The sequence below is a fragment of the Janibacter sp. GXQ6167 genome, from assembly GCF_041365945.1.
Taxonomy (GTDB): domain Bacteria; phylum Actinomycetota; class Actinomycetes; order Actinomycetales; family Dermatophilaceae; genus JBGFSK01.
On sequence record NZ_JBGFSK010000001.1, the window covers coordinates 295,833 to 322,822 of the forward strand.

The window sequence follows — 26,990 nt, forward strand, 5'->3', positions numbered from 1 at the left end:
TTTGTGCTCAACTGCGCGTCGGGTGAGTGGTTCACGACGAGGGTGTGACAGAGGTCACCTTAGCCGGGTCGATGGTGATCTGTAGAGGGCTTCGTCAAGGGGTGTTTCGCGGCCAGCCGTACGATGGGGCGCGTGACCGACCGCGACCGCCTGCTCCAGATCGTCACCGACCGCGCCATCGTGCATGGCCGGGTCACGCTCTCCTCCGGGCGGGAGGCCGACTACTACGTCGACCTGCGCCGGATCACCCTCGACGGCGAGGCGGCGCCGCTCGTCGGTCGGGTGATGCGCGAACTCACCGCGGACCTGGACTACGAAGCGGTGGGTGGGCTGACCCTCGGCGCGGACCCGGTTGCGACCTCGATGCTCCATGCTGCGGCGGCCTCGGGAGAGCGGCTCGACGCCTTCGTCGTGCGCAAGGCCGGTAAGGCGCATGGCCTCCAGCAGCGGATCGAAGGCCCGTCCATCGCTGGGCGCCAGGTGCTGGTCGTGGAGGACACGACGACCACTGGGAACTCGCCCCTTGACGCGGTTGCGGCCGCCCGAGAAGCAGGCGCGGAGGTCGTGGCGGTCGCGACGATTGCCGATCGGGAGACCGGCGCGGGGGAGCGGATCGAGGCGGAAGCGGGGGTGCCGTACCTCTTCGTCTACTCGCTCGCCGACCTCGGACTCGCCGACTCGACCACCTGACGCGTTCCCCCTTCGCTCGCCTGCTCCTGGCTACAGTTGGGGCCACGACGACCTGCGAGGAGGGCCTCCCGTGAGTGCCGCCATCACGATGCTGTTTATCCTGCTCGGGCTCCTGATTGTGCTGATCGTGGGAGGGGTCTTCATCTACAACGGCCTGATCGGGCTGCGCAACAAGGTCCAAGAGGCGTGGCGCCAGATCGACGTCGAGTTAAAGCGTCGCCACGACCTCATCCCGAATCTGGTGGAGACGGTCAAGGGCTACGCCTCCCATGAGCGCGGGACGCTCGAAGAGGTCATGCGGGCGCGCGGCGCGGCGATGGCCGGAGGGCAGACCCCGGCGCAGCAGGCTCAAAGCGAAGGGATCCTCTCTCAGGCTCTCGGCCGGCTCTTCGCGGTCGTCGAGGCCTACCCGGACCTGAAGGCCAACCAGAATTTCCTCGCCCTGCAGACCGAGCTCACCTCGACCGAAGACCGGATCGCGAACGCCCGGCGCTACTACAACGCTCTGGTGCGCGAGCTCAACACCAAGGTCGAGACCGTCCCGAGCAACTTTGTGGCCGGGATGTTCGGCATCCACCGCGAGGAGTACTTCGAGACCGAAGGGGGCGAGCGCGAGGCGCCGCAGGTGGACTTTGGCTCGGCCGGCCCTCAGGGCGGATCGGGTGCTACCCCAGCTACCGCACCGGTCGAGGCTCCCGCACCCGGCACTGCTGCGATCCCGCCGCAGGGACCGCCGCCGGATCGCGAGTCCTCCCCGGGTACGGGCGCGGCTTCGCCCGGATCTCCACCGGTTTCTTAGGGCGAATCGACCTCATTTCGTCGAACGTCCAGCGGCCCGAGACGACACGTTGGTGTCATCTCGGGCCGTTCGCGTTGCGGCGGGACATTCGTAAGTTAGGGTCGCCTAAGTAAGGCAACCCTAAGGAAAGGCCCAGCCCGAATGTCCAGCCCCCTTCGTCGCCGCCGTGTGGTCGCGGCCAGCGTCGCCCTCATCGCGACTGCCTTTCTCGCCTCCTGTTCGACCGGCCCGGGCGCCACGGCGACCGACGCGCCTGCTGGGTCGGGCGTTGCGGCCGACGAAGGAGCCTTCCCGGTCACGGTTCAGCACGCCTTCGGTGAGGCGAGGATCGATGTCGAGCCCAAACGGGTGGTCACCGTCGGATGGACCGATCACGAGACGGTCGCCGCGCTCGGGGTCACCCCGGTGGCAGCCACCAAGATCACCTGGGGCGGCAACGCCGACGGATCGACTGACTGGTTCGACGCGAAGGTCAAGGAGCTCGGAGGCGCGGAGGTCGTCCGCCTTGATGAGACCGACGGAATCGCCGTCGATGAGATCGCTCAGCTCAACCCAGACCTGATCCTCGGCACCAACTCCGGGATGACCAAGGCCGAGTACGACAAGTTGTCCAAGATCGCGCCCACGGTGGCGTACCCCAAGGCACCCTGGACCACTCCCTGGCGGGAGTCGCTCTCCACCGTGGGTCAGGCCCTCGGGCGCACCTCCGCGGCCACGGAGGTGCTCGCCCAGACCGAGAAGGTCATCACGGAGGCCGCCGCGAGGAACCCCGAGATCAAGGGCAAGAGCGTGGCCTGGGGGTGGGTCACTCCGACCGACCTGTCGAGCATCGGCTTTTACGCGAGCGAGGACCTTCGTCCGCAGATGCTCCGCGAGTTCGGGATGACCGACGCCGGCATCGTGCGCACCAATAGCGACGGCAAGCAGTTCTCCTTCACCGTCTCGGCGGAGAAGGCCGCCACGATCGACGCCGACGTCCTGATCTTTTACGCCGATGACAAGGTGCGCGCGAAGACCTTGACCGAGGACCGTCTGCTGAGCAAGATCCCGGCGCTCACCAAGGGCCAGTACGTCGCCAGTGCCGACAATGCGATCGCGGTCACGATGTCCTCCCCGACGCCACTGTCGATCCCGGTCGCCGCTCGGGACTTCCTTCCGAAGGTGGCTCAGGCGGCCCAGGGCACGCCAGCGCGGTGACGACTACCGCCACTACCTCCCGCGGGGGCGCGGCGTCAGCTGCCTCGCCCGCGCGGGTCCCCCCGACCTCCCGTGTGAGCACTGGCAGCATCGTGGTCACCGGTGCGCTCCTGGCGGCGGCAGCCGCGACTGGGTCGCTCCTCGTGGGGGCTCAAGCCGTCTCACCGGCCGACGTGCTCTCGGCCACAGCAGCACTTGCGCGCGGTGAGGCCGGGGTGGGGGAGGTCGAGGCGGTCACCGCTGCCCGCCTCGGCCGCACCCTCTTCGCCATAGTGATCGGGGCGGCACTCGCCCTCGGCGGGTTGACGTTGCAGGGGCTGACCCGAAACCCGATCGCCGACCCCGGGATTCTCGGGCTGCAAGGTGGGGCGAGTCTGATCGTCGTCCTCGGGCTCCAGGCCGGTCTTGTCGGCGCGGCGACCGACTACTTATGGGCCGCACTGGTCGGCGTCCTCGCCGCTGGCCTCCTCGTGCATGCGATCACCCTCACAGCGCCGGTGAGCCGCCAGCCGGTCACCGCCGCGCTCGCCGGAGCGGCGGTGATGGCGATGAGCGCGAGCGTGATCGGCGCCATCATGGTGACCGACCGCGGCACCTTGGACACGTTCCGCTTCTGGCAGGTCGGATCGGTGGGTGGTCGCGATCCGCAGGCTCTCGCCACGCTTGCCCCCTTCCTCATCGTCGGGCTTGTGCTCGTCCTGACGAGTGCGCGCACCCTCGACGCGATCGCGCTGGGTGATGACCTAGCCCGGGCTCTCGGGCAGCGGGTGTTGCTGCATCGCGGCGCCGCCGCTGCGGGGGCTCTGTTGTTGATTGCCGTGGCGACGGCGCTCGCCGGACCGATCGGGTTCGTGGGGCTCACCGTCCCGCACCTCGTGCGTTTACTGATCGGGCCGGCCCACGGTCGCGCGATGATCGGGTGCCTCTTCGGCGGTCCGGTCCTCGTAATCCTCGCCGACACCCTCGGTCGAGTGATCGCCCCGCCGTCGGAGATCCAAGCGGGGATCGTGACAGCAATCATCGGCGCGCCGGTGCTGATCGTGATCGCGCGGAAGGCGCGGCGCCGATGACGACGGGCGAGACGCTCTCTCGAGTCCGGGCCGCCCGCGCGAGTACGAGGCGGCGCGCGCGGCGCGTGTCCCTCGGTCTGGTGATACTTCTCGCGCTCGCCTGGTCGGCGCGTGTGCTCCTCGGTGATTACACCGTGACGGTGCCGGACTTCGTGCGCATCCTCGGAGGTGAGCAGATCCCCGGGGCACGTTTCATCGTCATGGAATCCAAACTTCCTCGGGCGGTCCTCGGCATCGTCGTCGGCGCGGCACTGGGAGGCGCCGGGGCGCTCGTTCAAGACCTCCTGCGCAATCCACTCGCGAGCCCTGACGTCCTCGGGATGAGCATCGGCGCGAGCGCCGCGGCCGTCATCGCCGTGGTGCTCTTCCACGCCACCGGAATCTCGGTCACGGTCGCGGCCCTGGCTGGCGCTCTCGCCGTGGCCGGAGTCCTGGTCGCTCTCAGCCGCGGGCGGGACGGGACCTACACGATGATCATCGTGGGCGTCGGCCTCGCGGCCATGCTGACAGCTGTCATCCACTGGGTGCTGCTGCGAGCCGATCTCTATCGGGCACATGAGGCGATGCTCTGGCTCACGGGATCACTCACCGCTGCGACCTGGGCCGAGATCGGCCGCCTCTCCATCCTGATCGCGATCGTGCTTCCTCTTCTCGTCCTGGTCCACCGCGATCTCGCCCTCGTGGCTCTTGGCGATGACCTTGCGGTGAGCCTCGGGGTCCCCCTGCGGCAGGAACGAGCCCTCGCCCTCCTCGGGGTCGTGGTCCTCGTCGCGGCGTGCGCCGCGGTGTGCGGCCCGATCGCCTTCGTCGCCCTGCTGAGTGGTCCCGTCGCGCGCCGACTGCGCGGCGGCCGACCCAGCATCGTGGCGGCCGCTCTGGTGGGCGCATGTCTCGTCGTCGTCGCCGATTACCTCGCCGCCTACGCCATCCCCGGCACAAACCTGCCCGTGGGGGTCGTGACCGGTGCCGCCGGTGCCCCCTTCCTGCTGTGGTTGCTGGTCGCCCGCAACCGAATCGGTGAGGAGACCACCTGAAATGACCGCACTACTCCCGCGAGAGGTACCCGATCTCGCCCGTCCCTCCGCGCCCCCTGCCCTTCGTGCCCATGACCTCGGCCTTGGCTACGCGCATCGCACCATCATCGATGGGCTCGACCTCCAGCCGCCCCCCGGCGCGATCACCGCCATCGTGGGTGCCAATGGCTGTGGGAAATCCACTCTGCTGCGCGGCTTTGCCCGGCTGCTGCGCCCGAGCAGGGGTGAGGTGACGCTCGGGGCGGTCGACATCTCGCGGATACCGACCCGCGAGGTCGCGAGAACGATTGGTCTGCTGCCGCAGAGCCCAATCGCGCCCGAGGGGCTCACCGTCGCTGAACTCGTCGGGCACGGTCGCCACCCGCACCGATCGATCCTGCGGCGCCACCGCCCCGAGGACGATCAGATGGTGGCTGATGCGCTCGACGCGACGGGCACGTCCGAACTCGCGGCTCGGCCGGTGAGCGAGCTGTCCGGGGGTCAACGCCAACGGGTGTGGATCGCGATGGCGATCGCTCAGTGCACCGACATCTTGCTCCTCGATGAGCCCACGTCATTTCTGGACATCGCTCACCAGATGGATGTGCTCGACCTGGTCCGGGAGGTGAACCTCACCCGTGGAGTCACCGTCGTCATGGTGATCCATGATCTTGCGATGGCGGCTCGCTACGCCGACCACCTGGTCGCCCTGCGCGACGGCCAAATCGTCGCGGCCGGCCCCCCGGCCGAGGTCGTCACCGAAGAATTCGTCGCTGCGGTCTTCGGGGTGCGGGCTCGGGTGATCGCCGACCCCGATACCGGCAGCCCGGTCGTCCTCCCACGCCCACGCGAAAGCGCGTTGGCGCAGCACACCCCCCTTCCCGTCCATCGTGAGGAGACCCCATGAGCCAGGACACCCTGCGCGATCACCTGAGCCGGAGGCTGGCGCGGACTTATGCCCGTACCCAGATGGCTGCGCCGCCGGAGCGGTCCGCTCACTCTCAGTTTGAGATGACGGTCTCGGGGGTCACTGATCTGAACGCGCACCTTCGGCGGCTCACCTTTAGCGCGGCGGAGTTCGCCGACCTGAGCCTCGTGAGCTCGGACGAGTACTTCGGGCTGATCATGCCGCCGGCGAGGGGACCGCTCGTGATGCCCGACGGTGATCGCACCAATATCCGAGCGGCCATCGCCGACCTGGCGGACCCACCCACCCTGCGCTGGTACACGATCCGTGCCCACCGACCGGTGGAGCAGCAGATCGACGTCGATGTCGTCACCCACGCGCACCCAGGCCCGGGGTTGGCATGGGTGATGCGCGCAAAGGTCGGTGACCGTGCGGGTTTCCGAACTGGTGGCGGGTTGTATCGCGGCGGCTCGGTCGGGCAGCCACAGGTGCTGATCGGCGACGAGACCGCGGTGCCAGCGATCCTCGCCATCTTGGACGGGCCCGAGGTCCGGTCGGCGGGCCCCCTTCGGGTGCACCTGGAGGTACCCGACGTGACGTATCTCGACGGTGTCGAGATCCCGGCTGAGGTCACGATCCATCTCCGTGGGGACGAGCTGCCGGGGACTGCGTTGCTCGACGCTCTCGCCACCAGCGCGGACCTTGACGATCTGGGGTACGCCTGGGTCTGCGGTGAGTCCTCGCTGGCCACGGGTCTGCGCCGCCATCTCGTGCGTGAGCGCGGGCTGGACAAGCGGCAGGTCCTCTTCTCGGGTTATTGGAAACTCGGCCAGGCTCGGGGGTGAGCCCTCCCCCCGACGGGGGAGGTAACCGCCGATGATCAGCCCGCCGATTTCCCTCGGCGGGCTGATCCGTCTGATCGGGTGGCTGCCTAGCGTTGCTCACATGAACGGATCAGAGATGAGCAGCGGAGTCACGATTGCCGTGGACGGGCTCACCCGGCGCTTCGGCGAACTGACCGCGGTCGACGCGGTGAGCTTCACCGTCCCTGCGGGGCAGATGACCGGCTTCGTCGGCGGCAATGGTGCGGGCAAGACGACCACGATGCGGATGATCATGGGGGTGCTTGGGATCCACTCCGGCGACGTCCGCTGGAATGACCGGCCGATCACGACCGCGGACCGCCGCCGGATCGGCTATATGCCCGAAGAGCGCGGTCTCTACCCGAGTCAGCCCGTCCTCGACCAGTTGATCTACCTCGGGCAGTTGAAGGGGATGTCGGCGCGCTCGGCCAAGGCGGTCGCCACCGACTATCTGGAGCGTCTCGGTCTCGGCGAGCGGACCGGCGACAAGGTCGAAAAGCTCTCCCTCGGCAACCAGCAGCGGGTCCAGATCGTCGCGGCCCTGATCAGCGAGCCGGCGGCCCTCGTGCTCGATGAACCCTTCTCGGGACTCGACCCGAGCGCCGTCGACGCGATGGTTGACCTCCTGCGCGAGAAGACGGCGAAGGGGGTGCCCGTCCTCTTCTCCAGCCACCAACTCGACCTGGTCGAACGGCTCTGCGACCAGCTCGTGATCATGGCGAGCGGGCAGGTGCGGGCCCAGGGCAGTGTCGCGGGGCTGCGATCTGGCACCACGACCCGGCACCGCCTCGTCCTCGGTGGCGATGCGGGCTGGGTGCGGGAACTCCCCGGCGTGCACGCCGTCGATGTCGACGGACACCGGGCGCTGCTCGAACTGACCGACGCAAGCGATGACGCGCGCCGCGAGACGATCTCGCGGCTGCTGACCGAAGGGGGTCACCGCGGTGGGGTGGAGGAGTTCCACCAGGTCGTGCCCTCCCTCGCCGAGATCTACCGAGAGGTGACCGCGTGATGACGACCGCTACCCGAACCGAGACCCAGACGCCCCCTTCGAGCGTCACCGACTCGCCCCCGACCTCGTCCGTGCGCGCCATGTGGGCGGTTGTCGCCCGTCGCGAAGTGGCGGTCAAACTGCGCGATCGGGCGTTCATCATCGGCAGCCTCGCGATGCTCGCCGTCATCGTCGGTGCCCTCGCCCTCCAGGTGTGGATGGCCGAACGCGAGCAGACGTATACCGTCGTCGCGACGGGATCTGCCGAGCAGATGTCCACTGCGGTCGCCCAGGCGGCCCCTCAGCTCGACGACAAGATCACGATCGAGGTGAAGGGGGCTGGCGACGACGCAGCCGCCCGCGCCGAACTCGCCAATGGCACCGCTGATGCCTGGCTGCGCCAAGACGGGGACCGCGGCTGGGTCCTCACCGGCCAGGAGAGCGTCCCGAGCGGGCTCGAGACCGTGATGACGCAAGGCATCGCGGCGCAGGTCACCGCGGATAACGCCCAAGAAGCCGGCCTCACGCCCGAGCAACTGACCGCTGGCAGCGCCGTGCACACCGCTCTCGTGGTCGGCGATGCGGAGCAGCGGACCGTGGCCATGGTCATCTCGATCGTGCTCGCGATCCTCTTCTATTTCTCGGCCGTGATCTTCGGTCAGCAGCTCGCGAACAGCGTCGTCGAGGAAAAGCAGTCCCGGATCGTCGAGATCATCTCCACCTCGATCCCGGTGTCCCAGCTCCTCATCGGCAAGTTGGTCGGCAATATCGTCCTCGCGGTGGGGCAAATGGCGATCTATCTCGGGGTCGGGCTTGCCGGCCTCAGCCTCACGTCCTACTCGAGCATCCTCCCGAGCATCGCGGGCGGCATGGGTTGGTTCCTTGCCTTCTTCCTCGCTGGCTTCACCTTCATCGCGGCGATGTTCCTCGTCGCCGGAGCGCTCGCGAGCCGCACCGAGGACGTCCAGAGCACGGCGATGCCGGCGACGATGGTCGCGATGCTGATGTTCTTCGGAGCCCTGTTTATGACTGGGTCCATCCAGGCGATCGCGTCGTGGATTCCCCCCTTCTCGGCCATCATCATGCCGATGCGGGTCATTGAGGGGACGGCGTCGTGGTGGCAGGCCCTGATCGCTCTGGTGCTGCTCGTCGCCGCCACCGCGGCCACGCTCGTTGCGGCGAGCCGAATCTACCGCCGCGCGTTGCTGCAGACCTCCGGCAAGCTCAGCATGCGCGAGGCCTGGACCGCCGAGACGTGAGCACCAAGCGTGGAGCCCGGCCGGTGACGAGGCAGTTGCGCTGCAGCGCAACGCGAGCGGCACGTCGGTAGGGTCGCGACATGGCTCATCTCGTCGCCCTCGATATCGACGGCACCACGATCACGCACACCGGTGAACTGCGCGAACCCGTCCGCCTTGCGATCCGCGATGTCGTGGATGCCGGGCACCACGTGGTGATCGCGACCGGGCGCTCGATCGTCGCGACCACACCGATCCTGCACGCGCTCGAGCTGACCCACGGGTGGGCGGTCTGCTCCAACGGGGCGGTGACGCTCGCGCTCGACCCGGCGACCGAAGGCGGGTACCAGATCCACGATGCGGTGACCTTCGACCCCCGGCCGGCTCTGGAACTCATCCGTACGGGCCTGCCGGAAGCCATCGTCGCGGTGGAGGAGCTGGGTGTCGGTTTCCGCGTCAACCGTCCGTATCCCGACGGTGAGCTCATGGGTGAGCAGATCCCGACCGGATGGGAGGAACTGATGGCCCGCCCGACCACGCGTGTGACCGTGCGTGACCCGGACGCGTCCAGTGAGGATTTCATCCAACGCGTCGAGCAACTCGGGCTGCATGGCGTGAACTACAACGTCGGGTACACCGCGTGGCTCGATATCGCGCCCGAAGGGGTGTCGAAGGGGTCCGCGCTGGAGTTGATCCGCCGCGCGCTGCATGTCGAGCCTGATCACACGCTCGCGGTGGGCGATCAGCGCAACGACCTGGAGATGCTGCATTGGGCGGCGCGCGGCGTCGCCATGGGTAACGCGCCCGAGTCCGTCAAGGAGGTCGCGAACGAGGTCACGGGCACCGTCGACGAGGACGGGCTCGTCCCCGTGCTGCGCTCGCTGCCGGGGATGCGGGAACGCTCCCGGGATCTGTTCGGCTGATCTCGCCTCAGTCGGGGTAACGGGCATCGGACGCGGTTGTTACCGCGCCCGATGCCCGTTCCCGCGTCATCAGCGGGTCCGAGGAGCGCTCGCTCATCCGCGCGCCCCCCAACCACCACGCGATCGCCGCCGCGCTCGCCGCTCCGATCAGCACCCCCGCGATGACATCGCTCGGGTAGTGCACGCCGAGCACGACCCGGTTCAAGACGGTGATCACGACGATGGCGAGGCCCAGCAGCGCAAGGGCGAGGCGCGCCGTCGCTCCCTTCACCACGGCGAAGAGGAGCACCCCGATCAGCGCGATCGCCAGGGTCGCATTGAGGGCGTGACCGGACGGGAAGGAGAGGTACTGGACGTCGATCAGTTGTGGGCCGGGGCGCGGTCGATCGACGATCACCTTGGTGACCGATCCAAGCCCCCAGGTGATCCAGGCGAGCGGCAGGATCGCGAGGGCACGGCGCCCGACCGCCCCCGCGAGGACCAGACCAATCGCGACGAGGGCAAGCAGGCTCTGCATCACCCACGGATAGGTCGCCTGGCTCCACATGTCGGCGCCGTCGACGAAACCGGGGTGGCTGACGGCCCAGCGGGTCGCATCGTCGACGAGCGCGGTGTCGAAGGGCGGAGGGGCTTCCCCCTTCACGGTGAGGACTCCGAGGCCAGCGGCGAGAGCAGCGATGGCGATCAGGGCACCGAGAGCGAGGAGCCAGCGGCCAAGGTCCTGGCGGCGAGTTGGGGGCATGGGTCCAGTTTCGCTGGTCCGTGCGGCATGCTGGTCCACGCCATGCCTGACGTGATCATCACTTCCCCGTCGAACGCTCGCCTGAAGGACCTCCTCGCCCTGCGTCGCCGCCGAGTCCGCGAGGAATTGGCCGAGACGCTGCTCGAAGGGCTCGAGGAGACCGAACTCGCCCTCGACGCCGGCGTCGCCCCGCGGGCGATCTATCACTGCCCGGAACTCATGCTCGACCCGGATGTGGGCGCGGCGCTCGTCGAGCGGGCTCGTGCGGCGGGAGCCGAGGTCGTCGAGCTCGGCCGCACCGCCTTCGAAAAGGTCGCTTACCGCGAGGGTCCCGACGGCATCCTCGCCAGGGTCCCGTCGCCAGGGCTCGCTCTCGACGACGTGGAGTTGCCCCCTGACGCCTTGGTCCTCTACTGCGAAGGGGTGGAAAAGCCCGGCAATCTCGGGGCGATGCTGCGCACGGCCGACGCCGCCGGCGTCGCGCTCGTCATCTCGGCCGACCCGGTGACGGACTGGGGCAACCCTAATGTCATCCGCGGTTCGAAGGGGACGGTCTTTTCGGTCCCGGTCGCCGCGGCGCCCAGTACCGAGGCGCTCGACTGGCTGCGCCGCCATGGTGTCGCGGTCGTGGCGACGACCCCGGATACCGATGTGCTCCACACCGAGGCCGACCTCACCGGGTCGATCGCGATCGGGGTCGGGTCGGAAAAGTACGGGCTGATCGAGGACACCCTGGCCCGAGCCGACCGCCGCGTGCGGATCCCGATGGTCGGCAAGGCCAACTCCCTCAACGTCGCCACGTCGGCCGCCATCGTCGTCTACGAGGCGGTCCGGCAGCGGGATCTCGCCCGCGAAGCCCGCTGATCTCTCGTCGCGCGTCGCATCGAAGGGGGGCCGATTCGGTAACCGGAGCGCGGCGCTTTACCATCAACCTATGCGCGTAGACCACGTCTCGTATGCAGCAGAGCACAGCGGCCTGCAGGCCACAGCCGCCCGGCTGGGAGAGTCGATCGGGGTGACCCCGATTGACGGGGGGATCCACCCCCGTTTCGGCACGCGCAACATGATCTTGCCGCTCGCGCACGAGCGATACATCGAGGTTGTCGAGGTGCTGGACCACCCGTCCGCAGACAAGGCCCCCTTCGGCCAGGTCGTGCGCGCTCGGTCCGAATCCGGCGGCGGCTGGGTGGGCTGGGTCGTGCGCGTCGAGGACCTCGAGCCGGTCGAAAAGCGCCTGTCCCGCAACGCCGTTGCCGGTAACCGCCGGATGCCCGATGGCCGCGAGTTCAAGTGGCAGCAGATCGGGATCAAGGGCACCATGGCCGACCCGCAGCTGCCCTTCTTCGTCAAGTGGGACGCCGACTCGCCGCACCCGTCGGCCGATGCCACCTCCGAGTCCGAGGTGACGATCGAGTCGATGATGCTCGCGGGGGACCCCGAGCGGGTCCACGAGTGGCTGGGCCTGCCGGCGTCGAAGACCTCCACGGTCATCGACTTCGAGTTCGTCGGCCCGCACGGCACCCCGGGTCTGATCTCGGTCACCCTCAACACCCCGAACGGCCGCGTCACCATCTAAGCCGGCTGCACCCTCCCCCTTCTTCTCACAAATGCCCGGGCATTCTTCACGAAAAATGCCCGGGCATTTGCGACGACGAAGGGGGGCTAGGCGTCAGGGAGAGCCCGGCGCAGCCGTAGGGAGTTCGTCACCACGAGGACGCTGGAGAGTGCCATCGCGGCGCCAGCAATCATCGGGTTGAGCATCCCGGCCATCGCGAGCGGGATCGCCGCCGTGTTGTAGCCGAAGGCCCAGCCGAGGTTCTGCTTGATGATCCGCAGCGTGGCCCGGGAGAGCTCGATCGACTGCGGGACAGCGGCGAGATCGGAGCGCGCGAGGACGATGTCCGCCGACTCGGCCGCCACATCGGTCCCGGTCCCCATCGCGAGACCGAGGTCGGCCTGGACGAGAGCGGCGGCGTCGTTGATCCCGTCACCGACCATCGCGACGACCTTGCCGTCCGATTGGAGGCGGGAGATCACCGCGTGCTTGTCCTGCGGCATGACCTCGGCGATGACGTGCTCGGCGTCGATGCCGACCTCGCCGGCCACGGCGGTCGCGTTTGCAGCGGTATCGCCGCTCAGCAGCCACACATCGAGACCCTCGGCGCGCAGGTCAGCGATGGCCCGCGCGGACCCGTCACGGACATCGTCGGCGACGGTGATCACCGCCCGAGCCTGGTCGCCCCAGCCGACATAAACGCTCGTCCCGGCTTGTCCCGCAGCGGCGGCGGTGAGTTCGGCCGGGACCGCGGAAAAGAGGTTGGCGCGACCGACGGTCACCTCGGTGGCCGTATCGCCGGTACCGACGGTCGCGATCGCGCCCGCCCCCGGCAGGGCGCGGAAGCCGGTCGAAGGGGGCAGCGCCACCCCCTTCGCTTCGGCCACGATGGCCCGTGCGATGGGATGCTCGCTCCCGGACTCCACCGCGGCGGCGGCGCGCAGGGCGGCCTCATCTTGGAGCGGTCCGGCGGTCGTCAGGTCGGTCACGCGGGCGAGCCCGGTCGTGATGGTCCCGGTCTTGTCCAGGACGACCGTGTCGATCCGGCGGGTGTCCTCGAGGACCTGGGCGCCCTTGATCAGGATGCCGCGCTGGGCGCCGCGCCCGGTGCCGACGAGCAGCGCCGTCGGGGTCGCGAGACCGAGGGCGCAGGGGCAGGCGATGATGAGGACCGTGACGGCGACACCGATCGCGGTCGTCGCGCTACCGCTGCCGATCCACCAGCCGATGAAGGTCAATAGGGCGAGGACGAGGACGACGGGGACGAAGACCGCCGAGATCCGGTCGGCGAGGCGCTGCACCCCGGCCTTCCCGGTCTGAGCCTGCTCGACGAGCCGGGTGATCGCAGCGAGCGTCGTATCGGCACCGACCGCAGTGGCCTCGATGACCAAGCGACCATGGGTGTTGACCGTCCCGGCTGTCACATCGCTCCCGGGCCCGACGTCGACCGGGATCGACTCACCGGTCACCAGCGAGGTGTCGAGGGCGGACTGCCCATCGAGCACCACGCCGTCGGTCGCGACCTTTTCGCCGGGGCGCACGACGAAGTGGGCGCCCACGGTGAGGTCATCGATCGGGAGGCGACGTTCGCCCCCTTCGGTGAGGACGGTGACCTCCTTGGCGCCGAGGTTCATCAGCGAAGTGAGGGCCGATCGGCCCTGGTCCTTGGCGCGGGCCTCGAGCCAGCGGCCAAGGAGGAGGAAGGCGGTGACGACCGCAGCGGTTTCGAAGTAGTAGTGGGCGTGCATGCGGTCGCCGTGCTCGCCGCCGGTGATGAGGGCGGCGACTGACCAGAGGTAGGCAGCGGTGACGCCGATGCTGACGAGGGTGTCCATGGTGGACGCACCGTGGCGCGCGTTGATCGCGGCCGCACGGTGGAAGGGCCAGGCCGCCCACAGCCAGACCGGGGTCGTGAGGGCGAACTGCAACCACGGGTTCGCGGGGAAGCGCCACGGGCCCATCGCGAGAACCATCACGATCGCGGCCAAGACCCCGGCGACGAGCGCTCGCCGCGCGAGATCGGCCCGGCGCAGTTCGGTGTGCGCGGGTGGAGCAAGCCGCTCGTCGGGCTCGATCACGGTGGCGCCGTAGCCGGTGCGCTCCACCGCGGCGACGATCTCACCCTTGGTCATCGATCGGGGGTAGGTGATGTGCGCCTTCTCGGTGGCGAGGTTGACCGTCGCGGTGACGCCGTCGAGCTTGCCGACCTTCTTTTCGATCCGGGCCGCGCACGAGGCGCAGGTCATGCCGGTGATCGCGAGGTCGACCGATTGCTCGTCGAGTTGCTCCGGGGCGGTAGGGGTGGCCGTCATGAGAAGGACACCGTGTAACCCGCTTCATCGACGGCTTCGGTGATCGCGTCCTCGGTGAGCGGGGCATCGCTGGTGACCGTCACGGGGGAGGCGCCGCCGGTCACCAAGTCGACCTTGACGTCGGTCGCTCCGATCTCGGTCAGTTCTTCGGTGAGGTGGGCGACGCAGTTGCCGCAGGTCATGCCGGTGACGGTGAAGGTGCTGGTGGTCATGGTCGTGCCTTTCGGTCGTAACGGGATGGCGAAGGGGCGAAGCGGTGGTCAGGTGCGCACGAGCCGGGCGATCGCGTCGGCGGCCTCGCGGACCTTCGCCTGCGCGGCCTCGTCAGATTCGCGCGCGGCGTCGACGACGCAGTGACCGACGTGGTCCTCCAGGAGGCCGAGGCTGACGGCTTGGAGGGCCTTGGTCACGGCACTGACCTGGGTGAGAATGTCGATGCAGTACTTGTCCTCTTCGACCATGCGCTCGATCCCGCGGACCTGGCCCTCGATGCGGCGCAGGCGTTTGAGATAGGCGTCCTTGGAGCCGGTGTATCCAGCCATCTCGGGTCCTCCTTGATGGGTCCTCAGGCCACCAACTCTATACCCCTATGGGGTATTCCGGCCAGCCGGTCAATCCGGCGAAGGGGGGTGACGGACCGGGCTCTCCTCGCTAGGTTGTGGTGCCAATACCGATGTGGGGAGGCGTAGATGGCGGCCATGGGCGGCAACCGCGACGTGGCCGCTCAGTTGGGAGAGCCGCCGAACCAGCGCACGCTGTGGGCTAAGCGCGCTCTCGGCCTCGTCCTCGGTGTGCTCGCATGGTGGGTCCTTGCGGGCACCGATCTCTCCGGCGACGCGCGGGTCGTTGCGGGGATCGCGGTCCTCATGGCGACGTGGTGGATGACCGAGGCGGTCCCCCTTCCCGTCACCTCGATGTTGCCGCTGATCCTGATCCCGGCGCTCACCTCGATCTCGCTCGGAGAGTCCAGCGCCCCGTACGCGCAGCCGATCGTCTTCCTCTTCCTCGGTGGCTTCCTCATCGCCGTCGCCATGCAGAAGTGGAACCTGCACCGGCGCTTCGCCCTGCACACTCTGCGACGCGTTGGGACCTCGCCGCGGCGGATCATCCTCGGGATGATGGTCGCGACGGCCTTCTTGTCGATGTGGGTCAACAATGTCGCGACGACCCTCATGATGCTCCCGATCGCGATCAGCGTCCTTGGCCTCGTCGCCGAGCGAGCCCTCACCGAGAAGGAGGGGGTCGATGAAGAGCACGTGCGCGAGGCGATGGAGCAGATCGAAGAGGGTGGCTCGATCAGCGATGTCCTCGACGATCGCAATGTGCGCCTCTTCGGCGTTGCCCTCTTCCTAGCCGTCGGATGGTCAGCCTCGATCGGAGGCCTCGGAACCCTCTTCGGCAGCGTCCCCAATGCCTTCATCGCCGCCTACTTAAGTAGCGAGTTTGACCGGAGCATCGGCTTCTTCCAGTGGATGCTGCTCGGTTTCCCGCTCGTCATCGCCTTCATCGCGATCGCGTGGTTCCTCATCACCCGGCTGCTCTTCCGCTTCCGGCTCGACACCGTGCCCGGTGGTGACGAGATGGTGCGCAAGGAGATCGACGAGCTCGGGTCGATGGGACGCGGTGAGCGGATGGTCCTCGTGGTCTTCGCGAGCGCAGCCTTCCTCTGGGTCGTGCCGAGCCTGCTGATGAACATCTCGGCGGTCGAAGAGGCAGCGCCGTGGCTCGGCGAGCTGCAAGACCCAGCCATTGCGATGACCGCTGCCGTGTCCCTCTTCCTTCTGCCGGGGGACAAGGGGCACCCGGTCCTCGAGTGGGAAGACGCCGAGAAGGGGCTCCCCTGGGGCGTGCTCCTCCTCTTCGGTGGCGGCCTCAGCCTCGCCGCGGCGATCGCCTCGACCGGTCTCGACGAGTGGTTCGGTCAGAACCTCGAGGCGCTCGGGACCCTGCCGGTCCTCGTGCTCGTCGCTGGCATCGCCTTCATCATCTTGATGCTGACCGAGGTCACGAGTAACACCGCGACAACCGCGGCCTTCATCCCGATCCTCGCGGGCGTCGCGGTGGCCATCGATGTCGATCCGATGCTGTTGATGGTCCCTGCCGCCCTCGCTGCGACCTGCGCCTTCATGTTGCCGGTCGGGACACCACCGAACGCCATCGTCTTTTCGACCGGCGCGGTGAAGATCGGGGAGATGGCCCGCGGCGGGTTGGTCCTGAACATCACCGGGGTCATCCAGATTACGATCGCGACCCTGCTGATCGGCCCCTGGGCGCTCGGGATCGCTCTCGGCTAGCCCCGGACGGATCAGGCGAGCGGTGGGAGTCCGGCCTTCGACGGGTGATCGATCGCCCACCGCATCGTCGAGGTGACGGCGCGCCCCGCGAACCGGCCCCAGGTGGGGGCGCTGCGCCACCGCGGATGCCGATCGAGCCCGACCATCTCGCGTGCCCAGGGTGGGGTGATCGCGATCGCCGCACCAGCGAGCGCGCGATAGGCAGGAAGCGCTGCCGCGGGCAGGTCGGGCTCGTCAAGGACGAAGGCGATGGTCGAGCGAGCGGCGGTCGTCGACTCCAGCTCGGGGCGGTACCGAGCGAGCACTCCGTCGAGGGCCGCCGCCGATGTCGGTGCGCCGATCACCCCGAGGCGCTCGCTGATGGCCCCCATCTGCGTGACGTACGCGTCCTCTTCGGGCCGCGTCAGCCGCGTCGCGCCGTACGCGCGGTACGCCTGCAAGAAGCTGTGGCATTCGGCGGCGTGGACCCAGCCGAGGAGATGGGGATCGCTTGCGGCGTAAGGGCGTCCGGCGGGGTCGGTGCCGACCACTTGGGTGTGCACGGTACGGATCGCTTCGAGCATCGCCTCCGCGTCGTCGATCCGGCCATAGGTGGTCGTGGCGATGAAGAGGCTGGTGCGCTGCAACCGACCCCACGGGTCGCCGCGGTAGCCCGAGTGCTGGTCGACCCCGGCCATGGCGAGCGGATGGAGGGATTGCATGATGAGCGCGCGCAACCCGCCGACGAACATCGCCGGGTCCTGGTGCACCCTCCAGATCGGGTCGTCCGGTGTGTGCCACCGTGGCCCGGGCGCTCGCCAGATGCGCTGCTCCAGGGCGTCGCGGTTGGCCCCGCCGATCCGCGAGCGGACCGCATCTTGGATCGCTCGTCGAACGGGTCGAAGGGGGTCCATGGCGCCTACTGGATGAAGCGGAAGAGGGGACTTGTCGGCTCGATGCGTTCGATCCGAAGGGGGGAGGAGTCCATCCGCGAGAGCAGCGGACCGAGGTCGGCGGCCGAACCGAGCTCGATGCCGACGAGCGCGGGCCCGGTCTCGCGGTTGGACCGCTTGACGTATTCAAAGAGCGCGATGTCGTCGTCGGGTCCAAGAACGGTGTCGAGGAAGGTCCGCAGGGCGCCCGGCTCCTGTCGGAACTCGACGAGGAAGTAGTGCTTGCGGCCTTCATGAATGAGAGCTCGCTCGTGGATCTCGGCATAGCGGGAGACGTCGTTATTGCCACCGCTCACGATCGCGACGACCGTCGCGTCCGCAGGGAGGGCCCCGAGATCGATCTGGGCCAACGCGGCCGGGGCCAGGGAGCCGGCCGGCTCGGCGATGATCCCGTCCACCTGGTACAGCGAGAGCATCTCGACGCAGACCGCCCCTTCGGCCACCCCGAGGACCTCAGGGTCGTGCGGAGCCGCCGCGGCGAAGGTGAGGTCGCCGACGCGGCGGACGGCCGCACCATCGACGAAGCTATCCATCTCGTCGAGCACCACCGGTCCCCCAGCCCGCAGGGCGGCGTGCATCGAGCGAGCGCCCTCGGGCTCGACTCCGACAATTCGGGTCGTCGGATGGTTCTCGGAAAACCAGGCGAGGACGCCACCGAGCAGTCCGCCCCCGCCGACAGGGACCACCACCACATCGGGCGCGTATCCGAGCTGACGGACGATCTCGGCGGCGACGGTGCCCTGTCCGGCCATCGTCGCGGCCGCGTCGAAGGCGGGGACCACGGTCGCGCCGCTGCGGGCCGCATCGGCGAGCGCCGCGCCCGCGGCATCGTCATAGACATCTCCCTGGACGACGACCTCGACCGCATCCCCGCCGATCGCTGCCACCCGATCGCGCTTCTGCTTCGGGGTCGTCCGCGGGAGGTAGATCCGGGCCGTGACGCCGAGTCGTTGACAGGCGAAGGCGACGCCCTGCGCATGGTTCCCGGCGGAGGCGGCGACGACCCCCTTCGCTCGCTGCTCCTCGGTCAGGCCGGCGATGAAGGCATAGGCGCCGCGGACCTTGTACGAGCGCACCGGCTGGAGGTCCTCGCGCTTGAGCAGGATCTCGCGGCCGTGCGCGCTGGTGAGGCGCTCACTGCGCTGCAGCGGAGTCGGTGCGAGGACGGTGCTCAGGAGGGCGTCGGCAGCGTCGACCTCGGTGGCGGTCAGGACGGTCACGATGCCCCACGCTAGTCGTCGAGCCGGTGAGGTGATGCATCGCCGCCGTCGCGTGAGCCCTAGAGGATGCCGTTCGCGACCAACTCGTCCTCGGTCATCATCCGCGACCGGATCAGGAAGCGCACCCCTTCGGGGGCCTCGACCGAGAAGCCGGACCCGCGGCCGGGCACCACATCCACGGTGAGGTGGGTGTGCTTCCAGTACTCGTATTGCGAGGCGCTCATCCAAAACTCGACCGGCGTCGCCGACCCGGCCTCGAGTGTCCCGAGCAGGACATCGACATCGCCGGTGATGAACTCGCCTGCGGGATAACACATCGGGGCCGAGCCGTCGCAGCAGCCACCGGACTGGTGGAACATCAGCGGCCCATGGCGCTTTTCCAACTTCTCGATCAAGGCGATCGCCTCATCGCTGAGATCCACTTTTGAGGTCATCGTCGGCCTTCCCTTTCGTTCGGGCCCGCACTGGGCCCAGTGCTCACGTGATGAGGGGCGCGAAGGGGGAGGCCGCGACCTCCCCCTTCGCCGCTCATCACCGCCCGTTCGGCTTAGAAGAAGCCGAGCTTGTCGGGCGAATACGAGACGAGCAGGTTCTTCGTCTCCTGGTAGAGGTCGAGCATCATCCGGTGGTTTTCGCGGCCGATGCCGGACTGCTTGTAGCCACCGAAGGCGGCGTGCGCCGGGTAGAGGTGGTAGCAGTTCGTCCAGACCCGCCCGGCCTTAATCCCGCGGCCCATCTGGTAGGCGATATTGCCCGAGCGAGACCAGACGCCGGCGCCGAGGCCGTAGAGGGTGTTGTTGGCCTGGGCGAGCGCGTCGTCCTGGTCGGTGAAGGAGGTGAGGGCAAGGACCGGACCGAAGATCTCCTCCTGGAAGATCCGCATCTCGTTCTTGCCCTCAAAGACCGTCGGCTGGACGTAGTAGCCACCCGCGAGGTCACCGTCGAGTTCGAGCCGGTCGCCACCGGTCAAAACCTTCGCGCCCTCTTCCTTGCCGATCTCGAGGTAACTCATGATCTTTTCGAACTGGTCGTTGCTCGCCTGGGCGCCCATCATCGTCTCGGTGTCGAGCGGGTTGCCCTGCTTGATCGCCTTCACCCGCTCGATCGCGTCGGGGACGAAGGAGTCGTAGATCGTGCCCTGGACGAGCGCGCGCGACGGGCAGGTGCAGACCTCGCCCTGGTTGAGCGCGAACATCGTGAAGCCCTCGAGCGCCTTGTCGTAGAAGGCGTCGTTTTCGTGGGCGACGTCGTCGAAGAAGATGTTGGGGCTCTTGCCACCGAGCTCGAGGGTCACCGGGATGATGTTCTGGCTGGCGTACTGCATGATCAGTCGGCCGGTCGTCGTCTCGCCGGTGAAGGCGATCTTGCCGATCCGCGGGCTCGAGGCGAGCGGCTTGCCGGCCTCCGCGCCGAAGCCGTTGACGACGTTGAGCACCCCGGCCGGCAGTGCGTCGCCGATCAACTCGATGAGCTTCAGGATCGACCACGGGGTCTGCTCGGCGGGCTTGAGCAGCACGGCGTTACCGGCGGCGAGCGCGGGCGCGAGCTTCCACACCGCCATCAGGATCGGGAAGTTCCACGGGATGATCTGCCCGACGACGCCGAGCGGCTCTTGGAAGTGGTAGGCCACGGTCGTCTCGTCGATCTGGCTGATCCCCCCTTCCTGCGCGCGAATGCATCCGGCGAAGTAGCGGAAGTGGTCGATCGCCAGCGGCATGTCGGCGGCGAGGGTCTCGCGCACGGCCTTGCCGTTGTCCCACGTCTCGATGACGGCGAGGTCTTCGAGATTGGCCTGCATGATGTCGGCGATGGTGTTGAGGACCTGGGCCCGCTCGGCGACCGAGGTGCGGCCCCAAGCGTCGGCCGCGGCGTGCGCTGCGTCGAGGGCGGCCTCGATGTCATCGGCGTCACCGCGCGCGATGTGCGTAAAGACCTGGCCGGTCACGGGCGTGATGTTCTCGAAGTAATCGCCCGACTTCGGGGGGACCCACTTGCCGCCGATGTAGTGGTCGTAGCGCTCCTTGACCTCGATCGCGGAGTCTGCTGAACCAGGTGCGGGGAAGACGGGCATTGTGCCTCCAAGCGTGATCGCGCGGCGCTCCGTTGCGTCCGCGGCGGTCAATCCAGGTTAGCCCGGTCTGTGATGGCGGCCACACCTTTTGAGCCTTCGTGCAGTTCCTTCACAGGGTGCGTTGCGGCTTCGCGATTTCCGCGGTCGAAGGGGGAGCCGCTAGCCTGGATGCTTCAAGCACAGGGTTTTCGCGCTTCTGTTGGGTGGGTTGGAAGTGCACGTCCCTTCGTGCACCCCAAGGAGTCCGATGGCCAACGGCCAGTTCCTGTCCCTTTTCGCGCTGACCGGCCGCACCTTCGTTGTCGTCGCGCTGCTCGCCCGTCTCCCGCTCGCCATGAGCCAGCTGGGCACCCTTCTGCTTGTCGCATCGGTCACTGGTTCCTACGGCGCCGGTGGCGCTTCGGCGGGGGCGCTCGCCATCGCCAATGCGCTCGGAGCGCCGGTCGCTGGGGCGCTCACCGATCGCTACGGGCAGCGCTGGATCCTCCTGATCCAGTCGCTGGTCGGCGGCGCTGGCCTCGTGGCACTTGTTGCCCTGTCACACACCGACGTCTCGTGGACCGTGCTCGCTGTGACCGCTGCCGTCTCGGGCCTCTTCCTGCCGCAGATCGGCACGATGGCCCGCGTGCGTTGGCGCGGGCTCGGCGAACGCCGCGAGGCCGACCGTGACGCCGTGATCAATACCGCCTTCTCGTATGAGGGCGCTGCCGATGAGGCGTCCTTCGTGCTCGGCCCGGCCCTCGTCGGGCTGCTCGCCGCGGCCATCGACCCGCGCGGGGCGCTGCTGCTCGCCGCGGGGATGATCTGGGTCTTCGGGGTCTGGTTCGCCGTGCACCGCACGGTCGCGCTGGCGCTCCCGTCCGGTGAGCAGATCGCCGTCGCAGGCGGGAAGTTGCTCAACGCCCCCTTCATCCTGCTGCTCGCGATGTTGCTCGTCGTGGGGCTCGTCTTCGGTTCGGTCCAGACCGGATCAGCGGTCCTCGCAACCGACGCCGGTCAGCCGGGCCTCACCGGTCTGCTCCACGCCCTGCTCGGTGTCGGCAGTGTCACCGCGGGTCTGCTGCTCCCGCGTCTGCCAGCCAAGTACCGACTCGAGGATCGCCTCGTCGTCTTCGCTGGCGGCCTCTTCGTCCTGGCGCTGCCGCTCCTCTTCGTCGGCTCCATCACGATGCTGATCCCCGGGCTGCTCGTGCTCGGTGTCTGCATCGCGCCCTACATGATCACGATCTTTACCCTCGCCGAGCGGGTCGTACCCGCGCATCGGCTGGGCGCCGCGATGACCGCACTCGCGGCGATCACCGGGCTCGGGTACGCGCTCGGCTCCTCGATCGCCGGTCGTCTCGCCGACTGGGGCGGGCACACCCCGGCCTATGCAGTGACGGCCGCGGCAGGCCTGCTGGCTCTGCTGCTGACCACCCTCGGGCGCAGCGCCCTTCGCCGCGCACAAGCGACCGCCCGCGACAGCGCCGACATCGTCGACCCGAACGCCGCCCTCCTCCCCGCCTAACCCTTCCCCCTTCCTGACTTTGCTTAAGCACGTCCTTGATGCTCACCCTCCAGGCTGAGCATCAAGGCGCTGCTTAAGCAAAGTCGGGGAGAAGGGAAGCGCGGGCAGGGGCGAAGGGGGTCAGCCGAGGGCCGCTGAGACGACCTCCTTGGCCTCGGCTTGGACCTCGGCGAGATGCTCGGCGCCCTTGAAGGACTCCGCATAGATCTTGTAGACGTCCTCGGTGCCCGAAGGGCGAGCGGCGAACCACGCCGACTCGGTCGTGACCTTCAGCCCGCCGATGGCGGCATCGTTACCGGGCGCCTTCGTCATCGCCGCGGTGATCGGCTCACCGGCGAGGTGCGAGGCCGTGACATCGGACGGCGAGAGCGAGGCGAGCCGAGCCTTTTGCTCTCGGGTCGCCGGGGCATCGATCCGGGCATACGCGGGCGCGCCGTGCTTGTCGGTGAGGTCGGCGTACAACTGGCTCGGGGTGCGTCCGGTCGCCGCGAGGATCTCCGAGGCGAGCAGGGCGAGGATGATCCCGTCCTTGTCGGTGGTCCAGGTCGTGCCGTCCATCCGCAGGAAGGATGCGCCAGCTGACTCCTCGCCGCCGAACCCGACCGTGCCGTCGAGCAGTCCGGGCACAAACCACTTGAATCCGACCGGCACCTCCCAAAGCTCCTTGCCGAGGTCTGCTGCGACGCGATCGATCATCGACGAGGACACGAGGGTCTTGCCGACGCGGCCGCTGCTCCATCCCGGGCGCGCGCCGCCATAGAGGTACTGGATCGCGACGGCGAGGTAGTGGTTCGGGTTCATCAGGCCCGCGTCGGGGGTGACGATGCCGTGCCGATCCGAGTCGGCGTCGTTGCCCGTCGCGATGTCGTACCGGTCGCGCGCCGCGATCAGCGAGGCCATCGCGGACGGCGACGAGCAATCCATCCGGATCTTGCCGTCCCAGTCCAGCGTCATGAAGCGCCACGTCGCGTCCACGAGCGGGTTCACGACCGTGAGGTCGATGCCGTGGCGCTCGGCGATCGCCCCCCAATACTCGACGGCTGCCCCACCGAGCGGGTCGGCGCCGATCCGCACACCAGCGTCCCGGATTCGTTGCAGGTCAACGACATTGGGTAGATCGTCGACGTAGGTCCCCATGAAGTCGTAACTCCCGGCGTGGGCACGAGCCGTGGTGAAGGGGGTACGCGCGACCCCCTTCAAGCCGGCGCGCAGGTAGGCGTTCGCAGCGTCGGCGATCACCTTCGTCGCGTCCGTGTCGGCCGGGCCGCCGTGCGGCGGGTTGTACTTGAAGCCGCCGTCGGTCGGCGGGTTGTGCGACGGGGTGACGACGATGCCGTCGGCGAGGCCCGGGCCGCCCTCGGACTTGCCGCGGTTCGCGGTGAGGATCGCGTGCGAGACGGCCGGAGTCGGGGTCCACCCGTCGTGGTCGTCGACGAGCACGGTGACGTCGTTGGCGGCGAGGACCTCAAGGGCGCTCACCCACGCCGGTTCCGAGAGGCCATGGGTGTCGCGGCCGAGGAAGAGGGGACCGTCGTACCCCTTCTCCCGCCGGTAATCGACGATCGCCTGGGTGGTGGCGAGGATGTGCTGCTCGTTGAACGAGGTCTTCAGCGACGATCCACGGTGGCCGGAGGTGCCAAACGCCACCTGCTGATCAACATTGTCGGGGTCCGGCTGCCGGGAGTAGTACGCGGTGACGAGGCCCGCGAGATCGACGAGATCGGATGGCTGCGCCGGCTGACCGGCCCGTTCGGAGGTCATGTATCGACACTATCGACGCGCGGGTTCACCGGACACCCCCGGGGCCATCTGCTCGCGGCGTGCGGGGTGCGAGGCGAAGGGGGTGCGTGCGTAGGGTGGCGCGCATGAGTGAGGACTGGACCGCCGCCGGGACCTTGGCCTGGGAGCCGGCCGCGGAGCACCCCGAGATCGTCGCGCCGCCGGTCGCCGCAGCCCTGTCCTCGGTGCCGAGCGCTCGCGTCGCGACGATTGACCCCGAGCTCGCCGACACCGCCGCCTTCTGCGAGGCCTACCAATCGAACCCAGCGCACTCGGCCAACTGCGTCGTCGTCGCGGGACGCCGCGCGGGCGAAACCACCTACGCCGCGGTGATGGTGCTCGCGACCGACCGCGCGGATGTCAACGGGATCATCCGGCGCCACCTCGGCTCACGCAAGATCTCCTTCGCACCCATGGATGACGCGGTCGAACTCACCGGGATGGAGTACGGCGGGATCACCCCGGTCGGGCTGCCCGACGGCTGGCCGATCCTGGTCGATGAGGCCGTCGCGGCAGCGGGCGAGGTCGTGATCGGGAGTGGCGTGCGGGGGAGCAAGCTGCTGGTGGACGCCCGCGAGCTCGCCTCCCTTCCCGGCGCGGAGGTCATCGCGCTCACGCTGCCCCGCTGAGCGCCCCCAGTTACCCCCATCCGGATGGTGCTGTAAACCGTTGCGCGCGTGCGAAAATCGCTTCCCGTGACGACCAACTCGAACCCTGCCCCCCTCGTCGCTGAAGTGGGCGCGAGCTTCGCCTACGGGACGAAGGGGGTCTCGCGTGCGCTGCTGTCTTTTGCCGTCGCCAAGGGCCTCACCGTGCTCGAGGAGGATCTCGTCGTCCACGTCGCGGGAGCGCGCGTGGAGCCGACCGTGGTCGACGGACTCCACGGCACCCGCCTGCACCAGATCGATGAGGTGCCAGACGGTTGGCTTGAGGTGAGCTATCGGGCGCGCGTCGACCTGTCGGTGCAGCCGACCTCACCGCAGGGCACGGTCGCCGACCTTGAACGCTGGACCTACACCCGGCCGAGCCGGTACGCCGAGTCGGACCGGCTCGGTCCGATGGCGGCGCGGACCTTCCCCGGGCTCGTCGGGATGGAGCTGGTCACCGCCGTCGAGGAGTGGGCTCACCACAACCTCACCTACACCTCCGGTTCGTCGAGGGGCACCGATGGTGCGGTGGACACGCTGCTGCTCGGCGAAGGGGTGTGCCGCGACTTCGCGCACGTCGTGGTCGCGTTGCTCCGCGGACTTGGAGTGCCCGCGCGACTCGTTTCGGTCTATGCACCGGGGCTCGCGCCGATGGACTTCCACGCCGTCGCCGAGGCCTGGGTGGACGGTGCCTGGCACGTGGTCGATGCGACGAGGTTGGCGCCGCGCCAGTCGATGGTGCGGATCGGCACCGGCCGGGACGCTGCGGACACCGCCTTCCTCACGACGTCCGGTGGGGTGGCGCGGTACGACCGTCAGCGGGTGACGGCGGCGATCGTCGAGGGCGAGTTGCCCGTCGACGACCCCGGCGTGCCCGTGCGGCTCGCCTAACGCCCACGCTCTCCCACCGCCTGCCGCGGCTCCCCCCTTCCCGCGCTGGGTCGATGTTTTCCGCCGCCATTAACGACGGCCGGATACATCGATTCGCGGAAGGGGGAGAGGGCGCCAGGTCGTGAGAAGGGGGTCGACGCTGAGGCAAGCCTCTACTACTGTCGGGTAACCCCCGTGTTCCCTGCCTGGAGGTCCTGTCGTGCACCGTCGCGCGCTGACCATGTTGTCCGCCCTTGCTCTCGCTGGATCGGCGGTGATCGTGACCCCTGCAGCGGCCGGTGCCACGCCTCCCGCCGCGTTCGCTGGGGCCCCGCTCTCATCGAACGCTGACACCGAGCCGACGGCCGTCCAACTCGGCGACTCGTATTCGGCGGGCAATGGCGCAGGGGCCTACGTGGAACGCACGTGTTGGCGATCGCCGCTCAACTACGGCGCACCGGCGGCCGCGGCGATGGGGGCGAAGTACGTCAACGTCGCCTGCAGTGGCGGAGTCGTCAAGGACATCCTGGAGCCGCGCTCGTTCGGCGGCTCATTCCTGCGGACCAAGACCTATCGCGTCCCGCGGAGCCTCCCGGATCGACGCGCGGAGTGGATGCGCCAGGCGAAGGAGGCGAACCTGTGCGGGGTCCCGGCGCAGGCCGATTGGTACTACGCCTACAACCGCATCGCGTCGTCGACCGCGGGTGACTACTACACAGCGACCGTGCGCTGCCGGCTGTGGGCCAAGCCGCAGATCGACGCGGTGAACGAAAACACCTCGGCGGTGTTCCTCACGATCGGCGGCAACGATGTCGGCTTCACCGAGATCGTCACCCAGTGCATCGCGCTGCGGGACGAAGGGGGATGCCGCCGCCAGATCGAGTCGGCCCAGTCGCTCGTGCCGACGATGAAATCGCGCACGAAGGATGCGCTGCGCCAGGTCCACGAGCGCTCGGGAGGGCGCGCCAAGGTCTACCTGCTGAGCTACCCCTACCTGCTGAAGAGGGAGAGCTACCGCTTGCCCGATCTCGCTCCTCGTTACGACGCCGGTGCGGCGTTGAACCGCCTCCAGGACTCCGGTGACCAGGCCCAGGCCGAGCTGATGAGCGAGCTCAACGCCGAGACCGGCACCGACCACTTCGTCTACGTCGACACGGTCAAGGACGAGTGGGGCGGGCGTACCCACTCCATCGATACCCGACTCGGCGCGCACAACCACGGCGCGTGGCTGTGGCCCATCCTCGCGACCGGGCGTGAGTTCGCCGAGTGGATGCACCCCAAGCCCGAGGGCTGGGCCGCGAGCAGCCGCGCTCTCCAAGGCAAAATCCGCACCTCCTGACCGAGCGTGTTCCGTCCCGGGGAATCGCCGA

At 68.6% G+C, this 26,990-nt stretch carries 26 protein-coding genes; 17 read left to right on the forward strand and 9 right to left on the reverse strand.

Annotation, left to right across the window (positions count from 1 at the left end):
- The first annotated feature begins 132 nt into the window (after positions 1 to 132).
- From pyrE to AB8K43_RS01430, 10 genes are all read left to right on the forward strand, one after another.
- Positions 133 to 690, forward strand: coding sequence for an orotate phosphoribosyltransferase (gene pyrE, locus AB8K43_RS01385; RefSeq protein ID WP_370890608.1), 558 nt, complete (start codon positions 133 to 135; stop codon positions 688 to 690).
- A gap of 88 nt (positions 691 to 778) precedes the next feature.
- Positions 779 to 1,489, forward strand: coding sequence for a LemA family protein (locus tag AB8K43_RS01390; protein ID WP_370891169.1), 711 nt, complete (start codon positions 779 to 781; stop codon positions 1,487 to 1,489).
- A gap of 141 nt (positions 1,490 to 1,630) precedes the next feature.
- Positions 1,631 to 2,686: an iron-siderophore ABC transporter substrate-binding protein gene (locus AB8K43_RS01395; protein ID WP_370890610.1), complete on the forward strand. Its 1,056-nt coding sequence runs from the start codon at positions 1,631 to 1,633 to the stop codon at positions 2,684 to 2,686.
- 74 nt (positions 2,687 to 2,760) lie between these two features.
- Positions 2,761 to 3,756 carry a FecCD family ABC transporter permease gene (locus AB8K43_RS01400; protein WP_370890612.1) on the forward strand — a complete coding sequence of 332 codons (996 nt, stop codon included), beginning with the start codon at positions 2,761 to 2,763 and terminating at the stop codon, positions 3,754 to 3,756.
- Positions 3,753 to 4,790: a FecCD family ABC transporter permease gene (locus AB8K43_RS01405; protein WP_370890613.1), complete on the forward strand. Its 1,038-nt coding sequence runs from the start codon at positions 3,753 to 3,755 to the stop codon at positions 4,788 to 4,790. The genes AB8K43_RS01400 and AB8K43_RS01405 overlap by 4 nt, the downstream gene beginning before the upstream one ends.
- A gap of 1 nt (position 4,791) precedes the next feature.
- Positions 4,792 to 5,676: an ABC transporter ATP-binding protein gene (locus tag AB8K43_RS01410; RefSeq protein WP_370890615.1), complete on the forward strand. Its 885-nt coding sequence runs from the start codon at positions 4,792 to 4,794 to the stop codon at positions 5,674 to 5,676.
- Entirely contained in the window at positions 5,673 to 6,521 is an 849-nt protein-coding gene (locus AB8K43_RS01415; RefSeq protein ID WP_370890616.1) for a siderophore-interacting protein, read from the forward strand. The genes AB8K43_RS01410 and AB8K43_RS01415 overlap by 4 nt, the downstream gene beginning before the upstream one ends.
- Before the next feature lie 100 nt (positions 6,522 to 6,621).
- A complete protein-coding gene (locus AB8K43_RS01420; RefSeq protein WP_370890618.1) occupies positions 6,622 to 7,551 on the forward strand; it encodes an ABC transporter ATP-binding protein in 930 nt (309 codons plus the stop codon).
- Positions 7,551 to 8,789, forward strand: a complete 1,239-nt coding sequence (locus AB8K43_RS01425) for an ABC transporter permease (protein ID WP_370890620.1) — start codon at positions 7,551 to 7,553, stop codon at positions 8,787 to 8,789. Before AB8K43_RS01420 ends, AB8K43_RS01425 begins: the two co-directional genes overlap by 1 nt.
- An 80-nt stretch (positions 8,790 to 8,869) precedes the next feature.
- Positions 8,870 to 9,691 carry an HAD family hydrolase gene (locus tag AB8K43_RS01430; protein WP_370890622.1) on the forward strand — a complete coding sequence of 274 codons (822 nt, stop codon included), beginning with the start codon at positions 8,870 to 8,872 and terminating at the stop codon, positions 9,689 to 9,691.
- 7 nt (positions 9,692 to 9,698) lie between these two features.
- On the opposite strand, the gene AB8K43_RS01435 is transcribed toward AB8K43_RS01430, so the two are convergent.
- Positions 9,699 to 10,433: a phosphatase PAP2 family protein gene (locus AB8K43_RS01435; RefSeq protein ID WP_370890624.1), complete on the reverse strand. Its 735-nt coding sequence runs from the start codon at positions 10,431 to 10,433 to the stop codon at positions 9,699 to 9,701.
- 42 nt (positions 10,434 to 10,475) lie between these two features.
- On the opposite strand from AB8K43_RS01435, the gene AB8K43_RS01440 reads away from it, so the two are divergent.
- Together AB8K43_RS01440 and AB8K43_RS01445 are read left to right on the forward strand one after the other, a co-directional pair.
- A complete protein-coding gene (locus AB8K43_RS01440; protein WP_370890626.1) occupies positions 10,476 to 11,297 on the forward strand; it encodes an RNA methyltransferase in 822 nt (273 codons plus the stop codon).
- 70 nt (positions 11,298 to 11,367) lie between these two features.
- The gene (locus AB8K43_RS01445) at positions 11,368 to 12,009 is read left to right on the forward strand and encodes a VOC family protein (protein WP_370890628.1); all 642 of its coding nucleotides are present in this window, start codon (positions 11,368 to 11,370) and stop codon (positions 12,007 to 12,009) included.
- An 86-nt stretch (positions 12,010 to 12,095) separates the two neighbouring features.
- On the opposite strand, the gene AB8K43_RS01450 is transcribed toward AB8K43_RS01445, so the two are convergent.
- Genes AB8K43_RS01450 through AB8K43_RS01460 form a run of 3 tightly spaced genes read right to left on the reverse strand, consistent with a single transcriptional unit; the run spans position 12,096 to position 14,842 of the window.
- Positions 12,096 to 14,300 carry a heavy metal translocating P-type ATPase gene (locus AB8K43_RS01450; RefSeq protein WP_370890630.1) on the reverse strand — a complete coding sequence of 735 codons (2,205 nt, stop codon included), beginning with the start codon at positions 14,298 to 14,300 and terminating at the stop codon, positions 12,096 to 12,098.
- On the reverse strand, positions 14,297 to 14,512 hold the full coding sequence (locus tag AB8K43_RS01455) for a heavy-metal-associated domain-containing protein (RefSeq protein ID WP_370890632.1): 216 nt from the start codon (positions 14,510 to 14,512) through the stop codon (positions 14,297 to 14,299). The genes AB8K43_RS01450 and AB8K43_RS01455 overlap by 4 nt, the downstream gene beginning before the upstream one ends.
- Before the next feature lie 48 nt (positions 14,513 to 14,560).
- Positions 14,561 to 14,842 (reverse strand): metal-sensitive transcriptional regulator, encoded by a 282-nt coding sequence (locus AB8K43_RS01460; protein WP_370890634.1) that lies wholly within the window; start codon positions 14,840 to 14,842, stop codon positions 14,561 to 14,563.
- 147 nt (positions 14,843 to 14,989) lie between these two features.
- Here AB8K43_RS01460 and AB8K43_RS01465 point away from each other — a divergent pair, with 147 nt between their 5' ends.
- Positions 14,990 to 16,594: an SLC13 family permease gene (locus AB8K43_RS01465; protein ID WP_370890636.1), complete on the forward strand. Its 1,605-nt coding sequence runs from the start codon at positions 14,990 to 14,992 to the stop codon at positions 16,592 to 16,594.
- Positions 16,595 to 16,605: 11 nt separating this feature from the next.
- Here AB8K43_RS01465 and AB8K43_RS01470 read toward each other — a convergent pair whose 3' ends face one another.
- The 4 genes from AB8K43_RS01470 to AB8K43_RS01485 form a co-directional block, all read right to left on the reverse strand.
- A complete protein-coding gene (locus AB8K43_RS01470) occupies positions 16,606 to 17,487 on the reverse strand; it encodes an oxygenase MpaB family protein (protein WP_370890638.1) in 882 nt (293 codons plus the stop codon).
- A gap of 5 nt (positions 17,488 to 17,492) precedes the next feature.
- Positions 17,493 to 18,746, reverse strand: a complete 1,254-nt coding sequence (gene ilvA, locus AB8K43_RS01475; RefSeq protein WP_370890640.1) for a threonine ammonia-lyase IlvA — start codon at positions 18,744 to 18,746, stop codon at positions 17,493 to 17,495.
- Between the two features lie 59 nt (positions 18,747 to 18,805).
- Positions 18,806 to 19,180, reverse strand: a complete 375-nt coding sequence (locus AB8K43_RS01480) for a DUF779 domain-containing protein (RefSeq protein WP_370890642.1) — start codon at positions 19,178 to 19,180, stop codon at positions 18,806 to 18,808.
- Positions 19,181 to 19,293: 113 nt separating this feature from the next.
- Entirely contained in the window at positions 19,294 to 20,817 is a 1,524-nt protein-coding gene (locus tag AB8K43_RS01485; RefSeq protein WP_370890644.1) for an aldehyde dehydrogenase family protein, read from the reverse strand.
- 247 nt (positions 20,818 to 21,064) lie between these two features.
- Here AB8K43_RS01485 and AB8K43_RS01490 point away from each other — a divergent pair, with 247 nt between their 5' ends.
- Positions 21,065 to 22,324, forward strand: a complete 1,260-nt coding sequence (locus AB8K43_RS01490; protein ID WP_370890646.1) for an MFS transporter — start codon at positions 21,065 to 21,067, stop codon at positions 22,322 to 22,324.
- A gap of 120 nt (positions 22,325 to 22,444) precedes the next feature.
- On the opposite strand, the gene pgm is transcribed toward AB8K43_RS01490, so the two are convergent.
- Positions 22,445 to 24,085: a phosphoglucomutase (alpha-D-glucose-1,6-bisphosphate-dependent) gene (gene pgm / locus AB8K43_RS01495; protein ID WP_370890648.1), complete on the reverse strand. Its 1,641-nt coding sequence runs from the start codon at positions 24,083 to 24,085 to the stop codon at positions 22,445 to 22,447.
- Between the two features lie 104 nt (positions 24,086 to 24,189).
- On the opposite strand from pgm, the gene AB8K43_RS01500 reads away from it, so the two are divergent.
- The 3 genes from AB8K43_RS01500 (at position 24,190) to AB8K43_RS01510 (ending at position 26,959) form a co-directional block, all read left to right on the forward strand.
- Positions 24,190 to 24,732, forward strand: a complete 543-nt coding sequence (locus tag AB8K43_RS01500) for a YbaK/EbsC family protein (RefSeq protein WP_370890650.1) — start codon at positions 24,190 to 24,192, stop codon at positions 24,730 to 24,732.
- Between the two features lie 66 nt (positions 24,733 to 24,798).
- Entirely contained in the window at positions 24,799 to 25,641 is an 843-nt protein-coding gene (locus AB8K43_RS01505) for a transglutaminase family protein (RefSeq protein WP_370890652.1), read from the forward strand.
- A 220-nt stretch (positions 25,642 to 25,861) separates the two neighbouring features.
- Positions 25,862 to 26,959 (forward strand): SGNH/GDSL hydrolase family protein, encoded by a 1,098-nt coding sequence (locus tag AB8K43_RS01510; RefSeq protein ID WP_370890654.1) that lies wholly within the window; start codon positions 25,862 to 25,864, stop codon positions 26,957 to 26,959.
- Positions 26,960 to 26,990 lie beyond the last annotated feature (31 nt).

Excerpts from the sequence above, each read along its gene's own strand:
- AB8K43_RS01390 (WP_370891169.1), top strand. The coding sequence starts at position 779 with ATGCTGTTTATCCTGCTCGGGCTCCTGATTGTGCTGATCGTGGGAGGG.
- AB8K43_RS01460 (WP_370890634.1), bottom strand. The coding sequence starts at position 14,842 with ATGGCTGGATACACCGGCTCCAAGGACGCCTATCTCAAACGCCTGCGC.
- AB8K43_RS01415 (WP_370890616.1), top strand. The coding sequence starts at position 5,673 with ATGAGCCAGGACACCCTGCGCGATCACCTGAGCCGGAGGCTGGCGCGG.
- AB8K43_RS01485 (WP_370890644.1), bottom strand. The coding sequence starts at position 20,817 with ATGCCCGTCTTCCCCGCACCTGGTTCAGCAGACTCCGCGATCGAGGTC.
- AB8K43_RS01450 (WP_370890630.1), bottom strand. The coding sequence starts at position 14,300 with ATGACGGCCACCCCTACCGCCCCGGAGCAACTCGACGAGCAATCGGTC.
- AB8K43_RS01490 (WP_370890646.1), top strand. The coding sequence starts at position 21,065 with ATGGCCAACGGCCAGTTCCTGTCCCTTTTCGCGCTGACCGGCCGCACC.
- AB8K43_RS01470 (WP_370890638.1), bottom strand. The coding sequence starts at position 17,487 with ATGGACCCCCTTCGACCCGTTCGACGAGCGATCCAAGATGCGGTCCGC.
- AB8K43_RS01510 (WP_370890654.1), top strand. The coding sequence starts at position 25,862 with ATGTTGTCCGCCCTTGCTCTCGCTGGATCGGCGGTGATCGTGACCCCT.
- AB8K43_RS01435 (WP_370890624.1), bottom strand. The coding sequence starts at position 10,433 with ATGCCCCCAACTCGCCGCCAGGACCTTGGCCGCTGGCTCCTCGCTCTC.
- AB8K43_RS01445 (WP_370890628.1), top strand. The coding sequence starts at position 11,368 with ATGCGCGTAGACCACGTCTCGTATGCAGCAGAGCACAGCGGCCTGCAG.
- AB8K43_RS01395 (WP_370890610.1), top strand. The coding sequence starts at position 1,631 with ATGTCCAGCCCCCTTCGTCGCCGCCGTGTGGTCGCGGCCAGCGTCGCC.
- AB8K43_RS01425 (WP_370890620.1), top strand. The coding sequence starts at position 7,551 with ATGACGACCGCTACCCGAACCGAGACCCAGACGCCCCCTTCGAGCGTC.
- AB8K43_RS01430 (WP_370890622.1), top strand. The coding sequence starts at position 8,870 with ATGGCTCATCTCGTCGCCCTCGATATCGACGGCACCACGATCACGCAC.
- AB8K43_RS01405 (WP_370890613.1), top strand. The coding sequence starts at position 3,753 with ATGACGACGGGCGAGACGCTCTCTCGAGTCCGGGCCGCCCGCGCGAGT.
- AB8K43_RS01420 (WP_370890618.1), top strand. The coding sequence starts at position 6,622 with ATGAACGGATCAGAGATGAGCAGCGGAGTCACGATTGCCGTGGACGGG.
- AB8K43_RS01455 (WP_370890632.1), bottom strand. The coding sequence starts at position 14,512 with ATGACCACCAGCACCTTCACCGTCACCGGCATGACCTGCGGCAACTGC.
- AB8K43_RS01500 (WP_370890650.1), top strand. The coding sequence starts at position 24,190 with ATGAGTGAGGACTGGACCGCCGCCGGGACCTTGGCCTGGGAGCCGGCC.
- AB8K43_RS01440 (WP_370890626.1), top strand. The coding sequence starts at position 10,476 with ATGCCTGACGTGATCATCACTTCCCCGTCGAACGCTCGCCTGAAGGAC.
- pgm (WP_370890648.1), bottom strand. The coding sequence starts at position 24,085 with ATGACCTCCGAACGGGCCGGTCAGCCGGCGCAGCCATCCGATCTCGTC.
- AB8K43_RS01410 (WP_370890615.1), top strand. The coding sequence starts at position 4,792 with ATGACCGCACTACTCCCGCGAGAGGTACCCGATCTCGCCCGTCCCTCC.
- AB8K43_RS01465 (WP_370890636.1), top strand. The coding sequence starts at position 14,990 with ATGGCGGCCATGGGCGGCAACCGCGACGTGGCCGCTCAGTTGGGAGAG.
- AB8K43_RS01480 (WP_370890642.1), bottom strand. The coding sequence starts at position 19,180 with ATGACCTCAAAAGTGGATCTCAGCGATGAGGCGATCGCCTTGATCGAG.